We start from the raw sequence: 16,441 nt of genomic DNA, 5'->3' as shown, positions 1-16,441 counted from the left end.
GGTGAACAATGCGTCGCCGTAACCTTGCCGTTTCCGTGCTTTGCATCGCGTTGGCATCGGGGCCGCTCGTTCCGTTCGGAGCGAACGCAGCCACGCGAACCACTACCTTCACCGTATCCCTCACGCTGCAGAACGATTGCCAGATCGCGGCCAATCCGCTCAATTTCGGCAACTCGGGTGTTATCGCGGCGAACATCGATCAGACCACCACGTTGAGCGTCACCTGCTCGAACGGCGCGTCGTATAACGTCGGGCTGGATGCGGGTTCGGTGTCGGGTTCCACGGTGCCGAACCGGCTGCTCGCGGGCACGGGCACGCCTCTGCCGACGGTCGCCTATCAGCTCTATCGCGATGCCGCGCGCACGCTCGTCTGGGGCCAGACGGTCGGCACCGACACGGTCTCCGGCACCGGCACGGGCGCGGCGCAGACGGTCACGGTCTATGGCCGCGTCGCGCCGCAGACCACGCCGGCCGCGGGCACGTATTCATCCGTCGTCATGGCTACCGTCACGTTCTAGCATGCGCTCATCGCAGTGTTACCGGGCCGCGCGGCCCGGCAGGCGGGCGCTCGCGTGTGCGCTGGCGGGCTTCTCGTGGTGGTGCCTTCTGTACGCGGCGAACGTATCGGCGGCGGCCTTGCAAGTGTCGCCGATCCGGCTCGATCTCTCCGCCGAAAGGCCCGCCGCCGCGCTCACGCTGCATAACGACGGCAGTGCGCCGCTCAATGCTCAGGTACGCGTGTTCGCATGGACCCAGTCGCTCGACGAAGACCATCTGGAGCGCACGGCCGCCATCGTCGCGAGTCCGCCGATCGTGCAGATCGCGCCGAACGGCGATCAGACCATCCGCATTCTGCGAGTGGGAAGCGAGCCGCTTGCGCGCGAGGAGACGTATCGTCTGCTGATCGATGAAATTCCGAACGGACAGAGCGCACAGAACACGGGCGTGCGCATGCAGTTGCGCTACTCGGTGCCGGTCTTCGTGGGCGCGGACGAAGCGCGCTTGCCCGCGTTGAAGTTCGCGCTGGAACGCAAGAGCCAGGCAAGCAACGAAGCCGACGTCATGCTGCGCGTGTCGAACGGCGCGCAAACGCATGCGCAACTGAGCCGCGTTCATCTTGACTGGTCCGATGGTCAGAGCACGCAAGTCTCGGCGGGACTGCTCGGCTATGCGTTGCCCGGCGCCGCGCGCCGCTGGCCCGTGCAGGGCGCGCCTGCGAATGGCACGTGGGCGACCTTGCACGCCGTCGTCAACGGCGAGCCCGTGACCATGCGTGTGAACGTCGAGCCGGGACCGCCGGGCTCCGACCGCTAGGCCGTGGATGCCATCGCCGCGCCCGCGTGCGAGCCGGTCACGCGCTCATGTGCTTCGTCTGGTGCCGATCATCGTGTGGTCCGCCATGCCCGCGTGGTCGCACGCGAACGACTCGACACCGGCAATAGCGCCCACTCAGATGCAAGGCGCCCTTCCCCATGAACGCGGCGAGCTATATCTCGAAGTGTCGATCAACGGAACATCGACGCAAAAGATCGCGCAATTCTTCGTGACCGACGAGATGATCTACACGACGCCCGGCGAATTGCGCGAACTCGGCTTGCGCACCGACGACCTGCAAGCGCAAGCGAACGGCCGCATCGCGCTGGGTGTCGTGCCGGGCCTGCGTTATCGATACTTCGAGCAACAGCAACGCATCGACCTCGAAGCCGCCGATGCGCGCCGCGTGCCTTCCGCGCTTTCCAACATTCCGGCACGCGCGCCGGTGGCCGCAACCGGCACGGGCCTCGTCATCAACTACGAAGCGAGCGTGCAGACCAACTCGCCGGCGCAATACGGCTTCTATGGCGAGGAACGCTTCTTCTATCCGGGCGGCCTCTTCGACAACACCGGCACGGCGTACTGGTATGCGGACAGCCGCCGCTATGTGCGGCTCGATACGTCGTGGAGCCATTCGGACACCGCTTCACTCATGACCACGCGCATCGGCGACACGATTTCCTCATCGCTCACGTGGACGCGCCCGGTGCGCATGGCAGGCGCGCAACTATCGCGCGATTTCGGCTTGCGGCCCGATCTCGTCACGTATCCCGTGCCCGCGCTCGGCGGTTCGGCCGCCGTGCCGAGCGCCGTCGATCTCTACGTCAACAATGTGCGCCAGTTCAGCGGCGCGGCGCCCTCGGGACCGTTCGTCATCAATGCGGTGCCGGCCATCAACGGCGCGGGCGAAGCGGTGATCGTGAGCCGCGATGTGCTCGGCCGCAGCGTGATGACGACGGTGCCGCTCTATATCGACGCGCGTCTGCTCGCAAGCGGCCTCACGGACTTCTCCGTCGAAGCGGGCTTCGTGCGCCGCGCGTATGCGCTGCGCTCGTTCGACTATGCGGGCGACCCGTCGGCATCGGCGTCGATCAGGCGCGGTTTAACCGATACCATCACGCTCGAAGCACACGGCGAAGCCACGCGCGGCGTCTACAACGCGGGCGCCGGCGTATTGTTCGGCGTCGGACAAGCGGGCGTCTTCAACGTGTCGCTGGCGGGCAGCGCGGGCAACGGCGGCTCGAATCCCGCGCCCCTTTATATCTATCCGGCAAGCTTCTACAACGGCTTCGATAGCAGTTCGCCGCCTTATGTTCCGCAAGCGCCGCATGGCGGCAGCGGCATGCAGGTTTCGGTGGGATGGCAATGGCGCACGCCCGCGCTTTCCGTCGATCTGCAAGCGCAGAAAGCGACGCCTCACTACAGCGATCTGGCGTCCGCCGAAGGCACGCCCGTGCCGCGTTCGACGTATCGCGCGACGCTTGCCGCGCCCGTGCGCGTGCTGGGTTCTTCGAGCACGGCAAGCGCGAGTTACGTGGGTCTTGCCGATCCCTACTACGGCGACTCGCGCATCGGTTCGCTGGCGTACACGGTGACGTTGCCGCGCGGCACGTCGCTATCGGCGAGCGTGTATCACGACTTCGGCGACACGCGTAACACCGGCGTCTTCGTGGCGCTCGCCTTCGCGCTCGGCGGCGCCCTCAACGCGAGCGTCGATGCAGGCAGCGATCACGGCAAACCGCTCTTCGGCGCATCGGTGACGAAGACGGCCGACTACGGCGGCGGCTTTGGCTGGCAAGCGCAGACGGCGCATCAGAACGGCGTGCAGCAGTCGCTTGCGCAAGGCGCGTATCGCACTCGCTATGGCGATTTGCTCGGCACCGTGGCGAGCGTGCAGTCGCGCGTGTATGGCGAGCTGGACGCATCGGGCTCCATCGTGATGATGGAAGGCGATGTGCTCGCGGGCCGCCGTATCGACGACGCCTTCGCGCTCGTCTCCACCGATGGCGTAGCGAACGTGCCCGTGCTGCACGAGAACCGCGAGATCGGCAAGACCAATGGCGCGGGGCATCTGCTGGTGCCGGATCTGATCGCGTATCAGGCGAATCATCTCGGCATCGACCCGCTGGATCTTCCCGCCGATACATCCATCGCCACCACGCAGCTCAATCTCGCGCCGCAATCGCGGGCGGGCGTCGTCGCGCGTTTTCCGTTACGGGGTTTCAGCGGCGCACAACTGCAGCTCGTCGATGCCGCAAGCGCTCCCTTGCCGCCGGGCACGACGCTTACGCACCGCGAGACCGGCAAGCGTTACGTCGTCGGCTACGACGGACTCGCCTTCATCGACGATCTCGCCGCGACCAATACGCTCGACGCCACGTTATCCGGCACGCCCTGCGAAGCGCACGTTGACTTCACGGCGCAAGCACACGCCTTGCCGACGCTCGGCCCATTCACCTGCAAGAGCGCGTCGCCATGAAGCGCGCATGGTTCTTGGCTATCGCGCTGTTCGTCTTCATGACGACGCCGGTGCGTGCGCAAGTGTGCACGGCGTCGATATCGAGCATCAACTTCGGATCGATCGCGCCCGCGACGGATTCGTCCGCGAACGTCTCGGGCTCGGTGACGGTGTCTTGCACGGGCTTCGTGCTGACCTTGCCGGTGCGGGCGTGCATCAGCATCGGGACGGGCAGCGCAGGTGCGTCCTACGCGCCGCGCCTGGCGGCCAACGGCGCCAGCACGCTGCAATACAACCTCTATGCCGATTCGACCGGCGGCACGATCTGGGGCTCGCGGCGCTCCGCGAGTTACGGCGCGGTGGCGCTCGACATACCGCTTATCCTCGCGCTCGGCACGGCATCCGGCAGCCGTACCTTGCCGTTTTATGGACGCATCGCGGCGGGTCAGAGCACGCTCGTCGCGGGAACGTATCTATCGACATTCTCGGGCGCGACGCAGGCCGAAATGACGTATCAGCAATACGTTGTTTCGCCGCCCAACTGCTCGACCGTGACCGCCAATTCGAACGCCCTTTCCTTTACCGTGAGCGCGACCGTCATCAACGATTGCACGCTTGCCGCGACCAACATCAATTTCGGCACGGCCGGACTACTCGATGGCGCCTTGACGGCAACGGGCACACTGAGCGTGGCATGCACCAGCAACGACCCTTACTCGATAACGTTATCGGCCGGCGGCGGCAGCGGCGCAAGCGTCGCGGACCGGCGCATGACGCGCGGCGGCGGCAGCGAACAGGTGCGATATCAGCTCTATCAGAACGCGGCTTACTCGACTCCGTGGGGCGATGGCACGAATTCCGCGCCGGCTCTTGCAGGCACCGGCACCGGTTCGAGTCAGGCGATCACGGTCTATGCGCGCGTGCTGCCGCAAGCCACACCCACCGCCGGAACTTATAGCGATACCATCCTTGCGACCATCACTTACTGAGCCGCGAACGTGCGCTCTCCACTAGTCAGCATTGCAAAAGTTATTACACACAGGCTCGAAACTACAAGGCGCCGTGCACGGTGACGACGCATGCGGGCGTAACGCTTGCCTCGACGTAACGTTACCTTTGACCGATACGCTCTTCCCGATGCTTCCGAGGATCTCTCAACACCGGCAAAAATTCGGGTTTTCCCTTTCTGAAGTCCGCATCCGAACGCCGAACCGCCGCGTATATCCAAACTGGCACGACTCCTGCAAACCTTCTCTTGAACACTAAGGGAGGGCGGCAAAGCATGAGTACAACGACATCCCGCTCGCAGGTCGAGAACGTCGTGCGCGACTCCGGTCAGGCATTGAGGCGTCGCGTACTTCAGGGTCTCGCGGCTGGCGAGTTTTGTATCGCCTATCAGGGAATCTACCGAGTCGACAGCGGCGAGCTCGCGCGCATGGAAGCGCTCATCCGCTGGCGTCATCCAGACTACGGCGTGCTCTTGCCTGGCGCGTTCTGCGAGGCGTTGCAGGACCCGGACGTCATGGTGAAGATCACCTGGTTCGTCATGGATGCCGTCGCAGGCGATATCGCCGCGTGGCTCGCGCGCGGCGGCAAGCGTTATCCCGTCGCGGTCAACGTGCCGCCTTCGGTCGCCGCCATGCCGGGCTTCGCAAAACGCATGGAAGCGATCTGCGTGGCGCATGGCATCGCGTCGAGCTATATCGAACTCGAACTCTCGGAAAGCGAGGATCTTGCGCTCTTTCCGTCGATTCAACAGGTCGTCCAGCGCTTCCGTAATAAAGGCGTCAACATTGCGATGGATGATTTCGGTACCGGCTACGCGTGCCTCGCCGCGCTCGGGCCGATCGACTTCGGCACCGTGAAGATCGCCAAGGAGCTGCTCGCGGAAGCGCCGCGCTGCCCGAATGCGTGCATGGTGTTTTCCTCGGTGCTCGCGCTGCTCACGCGGCTCAAGGTATCGATCGTCGTCGAAGGCGTGGAGACGCCCGCGCAGGCGCAATGGCTCGCGCAGTGGCCGCATGTGCTCGCGCAAGGCTTCCTGCTCGCGCGGCCCACGTTCGGCATGGACAACGTGCCGGGCGTGGATGCTCACGCGGACATGCAAGGCATGCAGGGAGCCCATGCAATCACGCGGCAAACCAGCCGGCGCTCGGCGATGCGTATCGCGGACGCGGCATGAAGGCGCGCACCGCCTGTATGGAAGGTTGAAAGGACATAAGGCCGGACCCACTGATTTCATCCGGCCGCCCAGAGCTTCTGGCAGCCCTCGAAACGCCAGAACTTCGCCGACGTAGGCATGCGTCGGCGTTTTTTTTGGACGCCCGGAATCGATACCCGAGCGCGGCAGTCAGAGCGGGCGCGTCTCCGGTTCCTCATCGAAGATTTGGAACTTGCGCATCTTCTCCCACAGCACCTTGCGGCTGATGCCCAGATGCAACGCCGTGTCCTGCCGGCGCCAGCCGTTCGCTTCGAGCGCCGCGATCACGCGATTTCGTTCGTTCATGTCCCACTTGCTGCGGTCGACGAGCAGCTCAGTGGCGTTATCCACGGGTTGCGCATTGCGCGCGAGCACGAGGAGCCGCTTGACGCGCCCTTCGTCCCACGAGCCGAGTTGCCGCACCGTCACACCCACGCGCTCCGCCAGATTGCGCAACTCGCGCACGTTGCCGGGAAAATAGACATCGGCGACGGCGTCCGCCAGCCAGTACGGTAACTCGGGCAAGGACTCGAGCTTCTCCTTGCCCACCACTTCGTTGATGAACGACTTGAAGAGCGCAATCTTGTCGGCCGCGCCGCGTTCTTCCAGCGTCGGAATCTTGAGTTCGATGACTGCGAGCCGGTAATAGAGGTCCGCGCGAAACGTGCCGTCCTTCACGAGCTGCGGCAAGCTCTTGTTGCTCGCCGCGATAAGCCGGAATTCGAGCCGCACGGGCGTCGCGGAACCGAGCCGCGTGACCGCCTGATCTTCCAGCACGCGCAGCAGCTTGACTTGCTGATAGAGCGGCAAGTCGCCGATTTCATCGAGAAAAAGCGTGCCGCCGTTGGCCTGCTCGAAGTAGCCTTTATGCGCGAGCACCGCGCCCGTGAACGATCCCTTCGCATGCCCGAAGAACAGCGACTCGAAGAGACCATCGGGAATCGCGCCGCAGTTCACCGGCACGAACGGACCTTCGCCATAGCGGCGATGCTTCTCGTGCAGCAATTGCGCAATGCGCTCCTTGCCGACGCCGGTCTCGCCGTGCAGAAGCACGGGCGTATCGCAATCGGCGAAGGTATCGACTTCGTGCAGGAGCGCCTGCATGCATTCGGCATGCGCGATCAACGCATGCGACGCCTGCGCTTCCTCGCCATGCGCGCGCAATTGCTGTGCGAGTTTCGAGACCATCGCGCGCAATTCGGCGCCGGTGAAATCGAGCGGCAGGATGTGCGAATAATCGGCGGGAAACATGGACGGATCGCGTTCGCGCGGCGCCGCGCCGACCCAGACCACGGGCATCGAATGACGCGCTTCCCAGTCGCGCAGCACGAACGCGCCGCTGTCTATCACGCTTACGCTGATGATCGCGATCGCCGGGCGCGACGAATCGCGCGGCGCGCTGATGGACGTGCCGTCCGCGCGCAATACATCCACTTCGTGACTGGACATGCAGCGCACCACGCGCTCGACGATGTCGGACTTGCCCTCCCACACGTGGATGTCGAGGCCATCGATTTTGGTGATCTGTCTCATGTCGTTCAGTACGCCAGTTGCGATTCGCCGCAGGTAAGCGACAAGTCGTGAATCGTGCTCGTGCCGATCTGCGCGCCGAGGAGTTGCAGGACGGGGACGAGAACCTGGTCCAGTCCGGCGAGTATCGTGGTCAATGCGGGCGTGAGCAAGGCAAGCAGCAGCGGTGCGATGCTATTAAGCAGCGCGGACGGAAGCAGCGGCGACGCGAGTATCAAACCGCCAGGCGCCGAGAGACTCGTGTTGAGCGAGGACAACGCGTTGGCGAGCGTCTTCCCCGGCAGCGATGCAAGTGTCTGATAGTCGTCGCTGTTGCCGCTCTGGCCATCGAATGTGAGCGTGCCCGATGCCGAAGGCACGGAGCCGGTGGTCACCTTGGCGGTGACCGTCAGCAGTCCGAGCACGTTGACGAGCGTCGCCGGTTGCGAGCAGGCGGCGGTGCCCGCGGGGGTGTCGCCGACACACACGTTCGCCACCGTGCTGTTGACACCGATGACCGAGCGCCGCGCGAGCGGCGGCCCCTTGCATTGCGTCGACGCAAGGTACGCGGAGCCCGCCACGGCCTCCACGACCACGGGCAGATGCACGGTCGGCGCGATGTTGCCGAAGAGCGGACCGAGCACGAGCGACAGCGTGCCGACCGTGACATCGAGCGATGCGCGCACTTGCGCGGTCTGCGCCTGCGTGCGCCAGTTGCCGTTGGCATCCTGGCCCGCTTCGCCGATGGCGAGCACCGGCGGCTGAATGACCCGCACGGTCAGCCCGGCGGAAATCCCGAGCAGATTCAACCCGCCCGCCACGTTCACCGCCGACTTCCCGGCCTGCGCGATCTCGGCCATGACGAAGAGCGCGTCCAACGGGCTGATGGTCGCGTTGAGCGCGGATTGCGTGTTGGCGAGCGCCACCGAAAGCAGCCCCGGCGCCGTCGATGTCTTGCCGAGCGAGATCGTCTGATTGCCCGGGATATTGGCGCTCGCGATGGTCTGCATCGCGCCAAGCGCCGTCGAGAGATTGGCGTTGGCCACGCTCGTCGTTTGCAGCGCGTTCACCATCAGGCGCGCGATCTGCGCGGCCGTGAGACTCGTGGCGAGCAGTTGATCGACCGTGCCCACGCCCGCCGCCGTCACCAGATCGGCGATTTTCACGCGGGTATCGGCGAGTCCCTGATACGACGCGAGCGAGAGATTGAGGCTCGTGCCGAGCAGCGCGTTGAGCAGGCCGTTGATCGGTCCCGGGCCGATGCTCGCGAGCGTCGTGCCGATGCTGAACGCGCCGATATCCGTGACCTTGGCGACGGCCGTCGCCGTCACCGTGCGTGCCGGCCCCACGAAGAAGTACGGCACGGTGCGCGTCGCGACGACTTTCACCGCGTTGATCGGCGTGCCGCCCGCCGCGAAGTAGTCGGGCGCGGCGTTCGCTTGCGTGTCCCAGCGGCCGCACGCGGTCGTCATGCCGTTGCCCGACGCGGTGGCATCGAAGCCGTTGACCGCCGCGCTGCCCGTCGCGGCGGCGGTGGCGCGCGTGCACGCGGCATCGGCGACTTGCGAGCCTGCTGTAGCCGCGAGATCGGCCGCGCTTTGCAGGCTGCGGCGCGCGAAAAAGAAATTGCCGACGTCGATCGCGCCGAGCGCCGCCACCGCCACGATCAGCCAGATGGCCGCGAGCGTGCCCGCCACGCCGCGTTGCGCGCGCCGCGCTGGTCGATGGCGAAAAGGCCGTGTCATGGGCCGGTCAGTCCGCGTCGTGATAGTTGACATCGAGCGCCGGCCGCCCCGCCTGTTCCAGCGACGAGCCGTAGCGCTCGGGAATGGCCGTCTCGAACGACTTCATGTAGCGCGCGTAGGCAAGACTCGCTTGCGCGCCGGGCATCGGGCGCGCGGGACCGGCTGCGGCATTGCTCGACTGCAACGTGAGCCAGGCTTCGGTTGCGTGACCGACTTCGCTTGCTGCCGGTGCGCCTTCCTCGGCCCGCGCTGCGGATACGAGCGCCATCGCGCTGAACCAGATCGCTGCCATTGACGATGCTTTCATCGACTGCTTCCTCGCTCGATTCGATTTCAACGTGACGCGATACGGCTACCGCCGCCTTCGTCCTGCACTTGCGCGCGATACGTGCGCGCCGCCTGCTGCACGCGCTTTGCATCGCCCTGAATGGCCTGCTGCACGTCCGGCGCGAACTTCTGTTGCGTCATCAATCCCTGCGCGTTTGCGGCCTGCCCGCTCGAAAGCAGAAAGAGCGCGACGTTGCTCATGATCTTCGCGTTGTCCGGCGCGAGTTCGGCGGCCTTCATCAATGGCACGCGCGCGCCCGCTATGTCGCCTTCGCGCAGCTTCGCGTACCCAAGGTCGGACAGCGTCGCGGCATCGGTCGGCGCGCGCTGCGCGGCGGCTTCGAAGCGCATTGCCGCCAGCCGGAAGTCGCCCGCCTGGCCGGCCAGCAAACCCAGTCCACGCAGACCGCGCGCGGCGAACGGGGTATCGGCGAGACGCGCATAAGCTGCTTCGGCGGGCTGTGTCTGGCCGGTCTGACGCAGCGCATCGGCGCGCAAGAGAATGGTGTCGGGCGACTCGCCATACTGCTGCTCGTAAGCGTCGATATGCGCGAGCGACGCGAAGTACAACCCTTGCGACTGCATCCGGTCGATGAGCGCCAGATACATGCCGGGCGTGTCGGGCGCGGCATCGCGATGCATCGCCTGATCGAGCGCGGCCTGACGTTCGGCCTGAATGCCGACGCCGTAGCCGCTTTCCATCTTGCTCGCGCATCCGCCTAACAGCATGCATGCGCCGATAGCGGCAAGCGTGACGAGTCGCGTCCGGTTGATTGAAGATTGCGTCATCGATGAAGCCCCGAAAGCGAATGCAATACCGCGAGAAACCCCGGCCCCGCGGTGACGATGAGCAGCGCAGGCAACAGCGTCAGCACCATCACGCCCGTCATCTTCACGGTGACTTTGCCGATGCGCTCACGCAGCGCCGCACGTCGCGCCTCGCGCAGACGGTCGCCGAACTGCCTGAGCGGCTCCTGCACCGCGCCGCCGTATTTCTCCACCTGAATCACGAGCCGCACGACCGTCGCGAGGTCTTCGTTCTCGTAGCTGCTGGAAAGGCGCTTGAGCGACTGCTCGCGCGTGCGGCCCGTCGCAAACTGCGCCTGCGCCGCCGCCAGTTCCTTCGACAAGATCGGCAGCACCGTTTTGAAGTCGTGGATCATCACTTGCAGGCTCTGATCCAGCGATAACCCCACGCCCTGCAACAGCCGCAACAGATCGACGAACATCGGCAGCTCGTTGCCGACCGCACGCTGACGCGCGTTCGCCCGGCTCTGCACGAACCACTTCGGCGCCATGAAGCCGCCCGACAGCGCGACGAACAGCAGCAGCATGAAGCGCGCGCCGTGCGGCGTGCCACGCGCGAGCAACATCAGCGCGACCGGCGCGAGCGCCGCGCCCGCGATGCGCGCCAGCATGAAAGCGCCGCGAGCGCGCGCGTCGAGATAGCCGCAGCGATCGAGCAGGCGGCGGTCTTCGTCGGCCACGGCGATGCGCCCGAACGAGGTATCGAGCCACCCGATGCTCGCGCGACCGATGGCGGCGAACAGGCCCGTCGGCGGCGCTTCGCTGCGCGCGGGCCCGCTATCCGTCGATACCGGCGCGCCTGCCGCGACACGTTGCGTGAGCGCACCTTCCAGCGTGCGCGCCGAGCGTTGCATGCGCGCGTAGCGGCTCAACGCGAGCGCGCCGATCAGGGCGGCGGCGCATGCGAGCGCGAGCACGGCGAACGCGGCCACGAGGTTGGGCGTCAGATGCATCGCGTCCTCTTAACGTTTACGGCGCGCGCGCTCATGTCCTGAGCCTCGCCATGCGAAACAGCAGCCACACGCCGAGCATTTGCAGGCCGAGCGCCGCGTACACGAGCCGCTGGCCGAGCGGATCGGTCCACATCGCATCAAAATATTGAGGGTTGGTGACGATCACCGCCGCGCCGAGCAGAACGGGCAGGAGACCGAGCACCCACGATGAGAGGCGCGTTTCCGTCGACAGCGCGACGAGTTCGCGGTCGGCCTGTTCCAGATCGCGCATGAGCGCCGACATGCGGTCGAGCATCACGTCCGAGCGCCCGCCGTATTTCACCGATACGCGCAGCACCGCGCCCACCAGTTCGAGCTCGCGCACGCGATACATCCGCGCCACCGCGCCGAGCGCGTGATCGATCTCCATGCCGGTACGCAGCATCGGCAACACGCGGTCGAGGCAATCGGCGAGCGGCGGCTCCGTGCTTCCGAGCGCGGTCTGAAACGCCGCCGGCACGCTATGACCGATGACGATGAGCCGCACGATGCCATCCATGAACGAGGGCAACTGCCGCACGATACGCTGACGTCTTTTCTGCGCGCGCCAAAACAGCGCTGCCGCCGTCACGGCAAGCACGAGCGCGGCGGCCGCAAGCCCGAGCAATGCGTTCGTGCGCGCTGTCATCCAGAATGCGGCCAGCGCGGCGGCGACGAGCGTGACGAAAAAGAAAGCGCGCGGCCGTTCGATTCCCGCACGCCGCATCAGATGTCCATAAGCGGCACGCGCCCGCACGATGTCTCGCGCAATCTCGACACTCACGCCCGAGTGCGTGTTCGCCGATGCCCGCGACTGCTCGGGCTGCCGTGCAGTGCGCGGCCGGGGCGTTGCGTGCGACGCCATGACCTGCCGCTCAACGAAGCGCGCGGCGAGCATGCGTTCGTGCTTTTGCGCGCCGCGCCGCCACAAGGCGAGCGCGGCGGCCGCGAACAACAGCGCGAGCATTGCGACGAGCGCCGTGCCTCTAGACACGGAAGCCTCCGCCGAAGCCGCCGAAACCGCCGCCACCGCTTTTGCCGAATCCTTCTGCAAGCGACGCGCCCAACGCCTGCCGATACTTCGCGAGCTTGGGCGAGCTCGGATGAATGCCGAGCGAGGTCCAGCGGTCGGTTTCCTCGCCATTCGCATCGGCGACGGGGTCGTAGCGATACAACTCCTGCATCGCGATGATGTTGTCCGACAGCCCGGTGACTTCCGTCACGGAAAGAATGCGCCGCTTGCCGTTCGAGAGCCGCCCGATCTGCACGATAAAGTCGATGGCGTTCGCAATCTGCCGCCGCAGACTTGCCTCGGTGCCCTGAAAGCCCGCGAAACCCGCGAGCATTTCCAGCCGGTAAAGGCACTCGCGCGGTGAACTCGCGTGCACGGTCCCCATCGAGCCGTCGTGGCCGGTGTTCATCGCCTGCAGCATTTCCAGCACTTCGCCACCGCGCACTTCGCCGACGATGATCCGGTCGGGCCGCATCCGCAACGTGTTGCGCAAGAGATCGCGAATCGACACGACGCCCGCGCCGTCGAAGCCGCCCGGACGGCTTTCGAGCCGCACCACATGCGGATGATTGAGCGACAACTCGGCCGTATCCTCGATCGTCACGACGCGTTCGTGCTTCGGAATGAAGAACGCGAGCGCGTTGAGCAGCGACGTCTTGCCCGAACTCGTGCCGCCCGAGACGAGCACGTTGCAGCGCGCCTCCACCGCCGCTTCGAGCAGCGAGCTGATCTCCTGATTGAACGTGGAGTTCGCGAGCAGATCGTCGGGGCGCAGCGGATCGCGGCGAAACTTGCGGATCGACACCACCGGCCCGTCGATCGACAACGGCTCGATGACCACGTTCAGGCGGCCGCCGTCTGGCAGGCGCGCATCGACCATCGGGTTCGACTCGTCGAGCCGTCGGCCGATGGGCGCGAGAATCCGCCGCACGATGCGCAAGAGGTGCGCGTTGTCCGCAAAGCGCACGGGAATCTTTTCGAGCATGCCGTGACGCGACACGTAGACATCGCTATAGCCGTTGATGAGGATGTCTTCCACGGCGGCATCGGCGAGCAAGTCCTCGATCGGACCGAAGCCCGCGAGCTCCTTCGTGAGCGCGGCCGCGACGAGGCGTACCTCGCTCTCGTTGAGCGGGATGCGTCGCAGGCGCACGAAGCTGTCCATCTCCAGATCGACGAATTGTTGGATGGCCTGGCGCGACCATCGGCCGAATTCGGCGCCGAGTTCCTCGATACGCGTGAGCAGATGTTCATGCGCCGCGCTCGCCACGTCCTGGAACTGCTGCGAGTGCGCGAACGCGACGGCATCCTCGGCCAGATCGTTGGAAAACGCGATGTCCTTGCTGAAGTCCTGAACCATCGTCATGACCGCCTGAGAAAGGTGGGAAGAAGTTGCGCGAGTCCGGCGGCCGGGCTTTCAGTAGCCTTGGGCAGTGCATGGCGGCCGGCGGGCGCGGGTTCATCCGCGAGACGCGCGACGAGAGGTAAAAGCGCGCGCACGTAAGGGTCGCGCGGCGCGGTATCCGCGAGCAAGCTTCCCTGATTCACCGCGCGCCCGAGCGCCTGCGCACGTTCCGGCAAGATGCCGATGAGCGGTAGCCCGAGCCGCGCGGCCAGTTGATCCGCGCCGAAGTTGAGCGCCGCATCGAACTTGTTGACGACCAGACCGAGCGAAATCTTCCGCGCTGCGGTTTCGGTTTGCTCGCCGCCGCGCACATGCTCGACGAGCGTGACGGCCGAGACCGCCGAGACCACGTTCGGATCGCATACGAGCCAGGTTTCGTCGGCGGCCTGCACGACTTGCGCGACAAAGTCGGGATTCGAAAAACCGCCGAGATCGACGATCTGGTGGTCGAAGTATGCGCGCAGCCGGTTGAGCGTGCTGACGGCCGTGGCAAAGGAAATCGCGCGCATTTCGGCAAGATCGGCGGGCAGCGCGGTAAGCGCGAGGCCGCTCGCATGACGCGCGAAGGCGGTGTGCACGAAGGTTTCGTCGAACCGGCGCAGGTTGCGCACGGCATCGACGAAATGCAGTTCGCTGCGCGTGTCGAGCAAAAGCGCGCTGTCGGCGGCGGGCAGGCCGAGATCGAGCAGCGCGGTGGCGCGGCGCGCGCTCTGACCGCGCCGTTGCAGACTCACGGCGAGATTGGCGGCGAGCGTGCTCACGCCCACGCCGATGCGCGCGCCGAGTAGCACCGTCAGCTTGCCGCGCTTGGGCACATGTTCGGGACGCTCGTCGATGAGCCGCCGCGCCACCGTGAGCACGCTGCCGGGATGCCCGCCGGTATCGATGAAATCGCGCGCGCCCGCGCGCAACGCGGCGAGCGCGGGTGCGGGCGTCGCAAGCGTGCCGAGCGCCACGACCGGCACGTTCGGAAAAGCGTCGCGGGCCGCTTCGGCGAGTGCGGCCGCGTGGTAATCGGCGCGCTCGGTGAAGTCGATGAACACGATGGCCGGCGCGCATTCCGCGATGCGCGTGACCAGCGCGACGGCATCGCACGGCGCGATTTCCACCGCGCCCGTGCTGGTCAGCGCCTGCTGCAGCCACGCTTGCCTCGACGGTTCGGGACTCGCCAGCAGAAAGCGCGCGGTGAGCGGCTCGCCCGCTGCCGCCGCCGCTGCTGCCTTGCCGGGTCCGAATCCTTGGGTGTTCATCGCGAAAATCCTGGCGCGGTGTCGGAAGAAAGCGCTCCGCCGACGAAGCTCTTCCACACCGGTCCGTCGCGCTGTTCGGACTGCTGGCCGGGCGTCATCGGCAAGGCGGCGCCCCGGGCGATAGGCGCGACCAGGTGCGGCGTCACGATGATCACCAGCTCGCGGTCCGTCTGCGAGTACTGCAAAGTCTTGAAGAACGCGCCGATGATCGGCAAGTCGCCGAGCAAGGGCACCTTGTTTACGTTCGACGCCGTTTCGCGATCCACCAGCCCGCCGATCACGAAGCTCTCGCCGTCGCCGAGTTCGACCGCCGTTTCCGCGCGGCGCGTGGTGAGCGCGGGCACCGAAACACCGTCGATGGTGATGGCGTGCGCGAAGTCGAGTTGGCTCGCCTCGGGCGCGACCTTCAGCGCAATGCGGTCGGCGCCGAGCACGGTCGGCGTGAGCGAAAGGCCTATGCCATACGGCTTATAAACGATGGTCGTGCTGCCGAGCGCCTGCGGCACCGGAATCGGAATTTCGCCGCCCGCGAGAAAGCTCGCGCTCTGGCCCGAGAGCGCGACGAGCGTCGGCTGCGCGAGCACGCGCGCGAGGTTGTTCCCTTCGAGCAGGCTCAGGTTAGCGAACAAACCGCGCGAGCCCGAGTTGAGTAGCAGGTTGAACGCGGCGCCGATTGGCGAGGTGGACGTCACCTGCAACGCGGTCGTCGCGCCGCCGGTATAGGAACCCAGCGAACTGGGCGCGAAACTGCCGAACGCGAAGCCCGCATGATTCTGCGAGAACAGATTGAAGCCTGCTTCCTTCAGCACGGCCTTGCTGAACTCGACCACTTTCACGTCCACCTGCACGACGCTCTTGCTCTGTACCGTCGATGTATCGACGAGCGCGCCGTCCTTGCCGATAGCCGCGCGCGCCGCCGCTGCCGCGCGCTGATGCTTGGCCATCGACGGCGTGCTGCCGCTGAGCACGGCCGTCTTGCCGAGCACGCGCACTTGCGGCGCGTCGTGGTCGAGCAGCGCGGCGTTCGCGCTGGCGGCGACATCGACGGTATAGGACGCCGGCGTGTCGCGGCCCTGTTCCCAGACGAGCAGATTGGTCGTGCCTGCCGACTTGCCGACCAGCAGCACGCCACCATTCTTGAGCACGAGAACATCGGCGATACCGGGATCGGCGACGGCCACGCGCGACACCGTGCGGCCATGCGCGAGAACCCGCTGCGCACTGGTCGCAAGCGCGATCACGGGAGCGTCTTGCGCGCTGCCCGTCGATGCACGCTCGATGTCATCCGCGTGCGGCGTCGCGACGGCTTGCGCCACGTTCGCGTTGAGGCCAAGCAAAACCGCGCAGCACGCCATGAGCGCGCGCGTGTGGAACCGCAAGATCGGTGGCCGGTTTATCGTCATCGTCATGGCTTGCTTCGTTTCGAATTCATCGGGATAGCCG

The 16,441-nt window shown here is 66.0% G+C and carries 14 protein-coding genes; 5 read left to right on the top strand and 9 right to left on the bottom strand.

Features of this window, described 5'->3' with window-relative positions; translation table 11 throughout:
* Positions 1-8: 8 nt before the first annotated feature.
* The 5 genes from NCR40_RS25460 to NCR40_RS25440 all read left to right on the top strand — a co-directional run bounded on the left by NCR40_RS25460 (position 9) and on the right by NCR40_RS25440 (position 5,954).
* Positions 9-518: a Csu type fimbrial protein gene (locus NCR40_RS25460; protein ID WP_250511038.1), complete on the top strand. Its 510-nt coding sequence runs from the start codon at positions 9-11 to the stop codon at positions 516-518.
* 1 nt (position 519) lies between these two features.
* Positions 520-1,314 (top strand): fimbrial biogenesis chaperone, encoded by a 795-nt coding sequence (locus NCR40_RS25455; protein WP_250511037.1) that lies wholly within the window; start codon positions 520-522, stop codon positions 1,312-1,314.
* Positions 1,315-1,363: 49 nt separating this feature from the next.
* Positions 1,364-3,793, top strand: a complete 2,430-nt coding sequence (locus NCR40_RS25450) for a fimbria/pilus outer membrane usher protein (protein WP_250511036.1) — start codon at positions 1,364-1,366, stop codon at positions 3,791-3,793.
* Positions 3,790-4,761, top strand: a complete 972-nt coding sequence (locus tag NCR40_RS25445) for a Csu type fimbrial protein (RefSeq protein ID WP_250511035.1) — start codon at positions 3,790-3,792, stop codon at positions 4,759-4,761. The genes NCR40_RS25450 and NCR40_RS25445 overlap by 4 nt, the downstream gene beginning before the upstream one ends.
* Before the next feature lie 293 nt (positions 4,762-5,054).
* The gene (locus NCR40_RS25440; protein WP_250511034.1) at positions 5,055-5,954 is read left to right on the top strand and encodes an EAL domain-containing protein; all 900 of its coding nucleotides are present in this window, start codon (positions 5,055-5,057) and stop codon (positions 5,952-5,954) included.
* 168 nt (positions 5,955-6,122) lie between these two features.
* Here NCR40_RS25440 and NCR40_RS25435 read toward each other — a convergent pair whose 3' ends face one another.
* The 9 genes from NCR40_RS25435 to NCR40_RS25395 are packed head-to-tail and all read right to left on the bottom strand — an operon-like array spanning position 6,123 to position 16,353.
* Positions 6,123-7,505: a sigma 54-interacting transcriptional regulator gene (locus NCR40_RS25435; protein ID WP_244830823.1), complete on the bottom strand. Its 1,383-nt coding sequence runs from the start codon at positions 7,503-7,505 to the stop codon at positions 6,123-6,125.
* 5 nt (positions 7,506-7,510) lie between these two features.
* Positions 7,511-9,226 (bottom strand): TadG family pilus assembly protein, encoded by a 1,716-nt coding sequence (locus NCR40_RS25430; RefSeq protein ID WP_250511033.1) that lies wholly within the window; start codon positions 9,224-9,226, stop codon positions 7,511-7,513.
* Between the two features lie 7 nt (positions 9,227-9,233).
* The gene (locus NCR40_RS25425; RefSeq protein WP_250494555.1) at positions 9,234-9,533 is read right to left on the bottom strand and encodes a DUF3613 domain-containing protein; all 300 of its coding nucleotides are present in this window, start codon (positions 9,531-9,533) and stop codon (positions 9,234-9,236) included.
* A 26-nt stretch (positions 9,534-9,559) separates the two neighbouring features.
* Entirely contained in the window at positions 9,560-10,342 is a 783-nt protein-coding gene (locus NCR40_RS25420) for a tetratricopeptide repeat protein (RefSeq protein ID WP_409015136.1), read from the bottom strand.
* Positions 10,339-11,307 (bottom strand): type II secretion system F family protein, encoded by a 969-nt coding sequence (locus NCR40_RS25415; protein ID WP_502801030.1) that lies wholly within the window; start codon positions 11,305-11,307, stop codon positions 10,339-10,341. The genes NCR40_RS25420 and NCR40_RS25415 overlap by 4 nt, the downstream gene beginning before the upstream one ends.
* A 37-nt stretch (positions 11,308-11,344) precedes the next feature.
* Positions 11,345-12,325 (bottom strand): type II secretion system F family protein, encoded by a 981-nt coding sequence (locus NCR40_RS25410; protein WP_502801027.1) that lies wholly within the window; start codon positions 12,323-12,325, stop codon positions 11,345-11,347.
* Positions 12,318-13,703, bottom strand: a complete 1,386-nt coding sequence (locus NCR40_RS25405; protein ID WP_244831002.1) for a TadA family conjugal transfer-associated ATPase — start codon at positions 13,701-13,703, stop codon at positions 12,318-12,320. Before NCR40_RS25405 ends, NCR40_RS25410 begins: the two co-directional genes overlap by 8 nt.
* A gap of 2 nt (positions 13,704-13,705) precedes the next feature.
* A complete protein-coding gene (locus NCR40_RS25400; RefSeq protein WP_250511031.1) occupies positions 13,706-14,998 on the bottom strand; it encodes a P-loop NTPase family protein in 1,293 nt (430 codons plus the stop codon).
* A complete protein-coding gene (locus NCR40_RS25395) occupies positions 14,995-16,353 on the bottom strand; it encodes a type II and III secretion system protein family protein (protein ID WP_502801029.1) in 1,359 nt (452 codons plus the stop codon). The genes NCR40_RS25400 and NCR40_RS25395 overlap by 4 nt, the downstream gene beginning before the upstream one ends.
* Positions 16,354-16,441: the final 88 nt, after the last annotated feature.

The sequence above is a fragment of the Caballeronia sp. GACF4 genome, assembly GCF_023631025.1.
Taxonomy (GTDB): domain Bacteria; phylum Pseudomonadota; class Gammaproteobacteria; order Burkholderiales; family Burkholderiaceae; genus Caballeronia.
The sequence above is the reverse complement of the archived record's forward strand: the minus strand, read 5'-3'. Positions and strand labels throughout refer to the sequence as shown.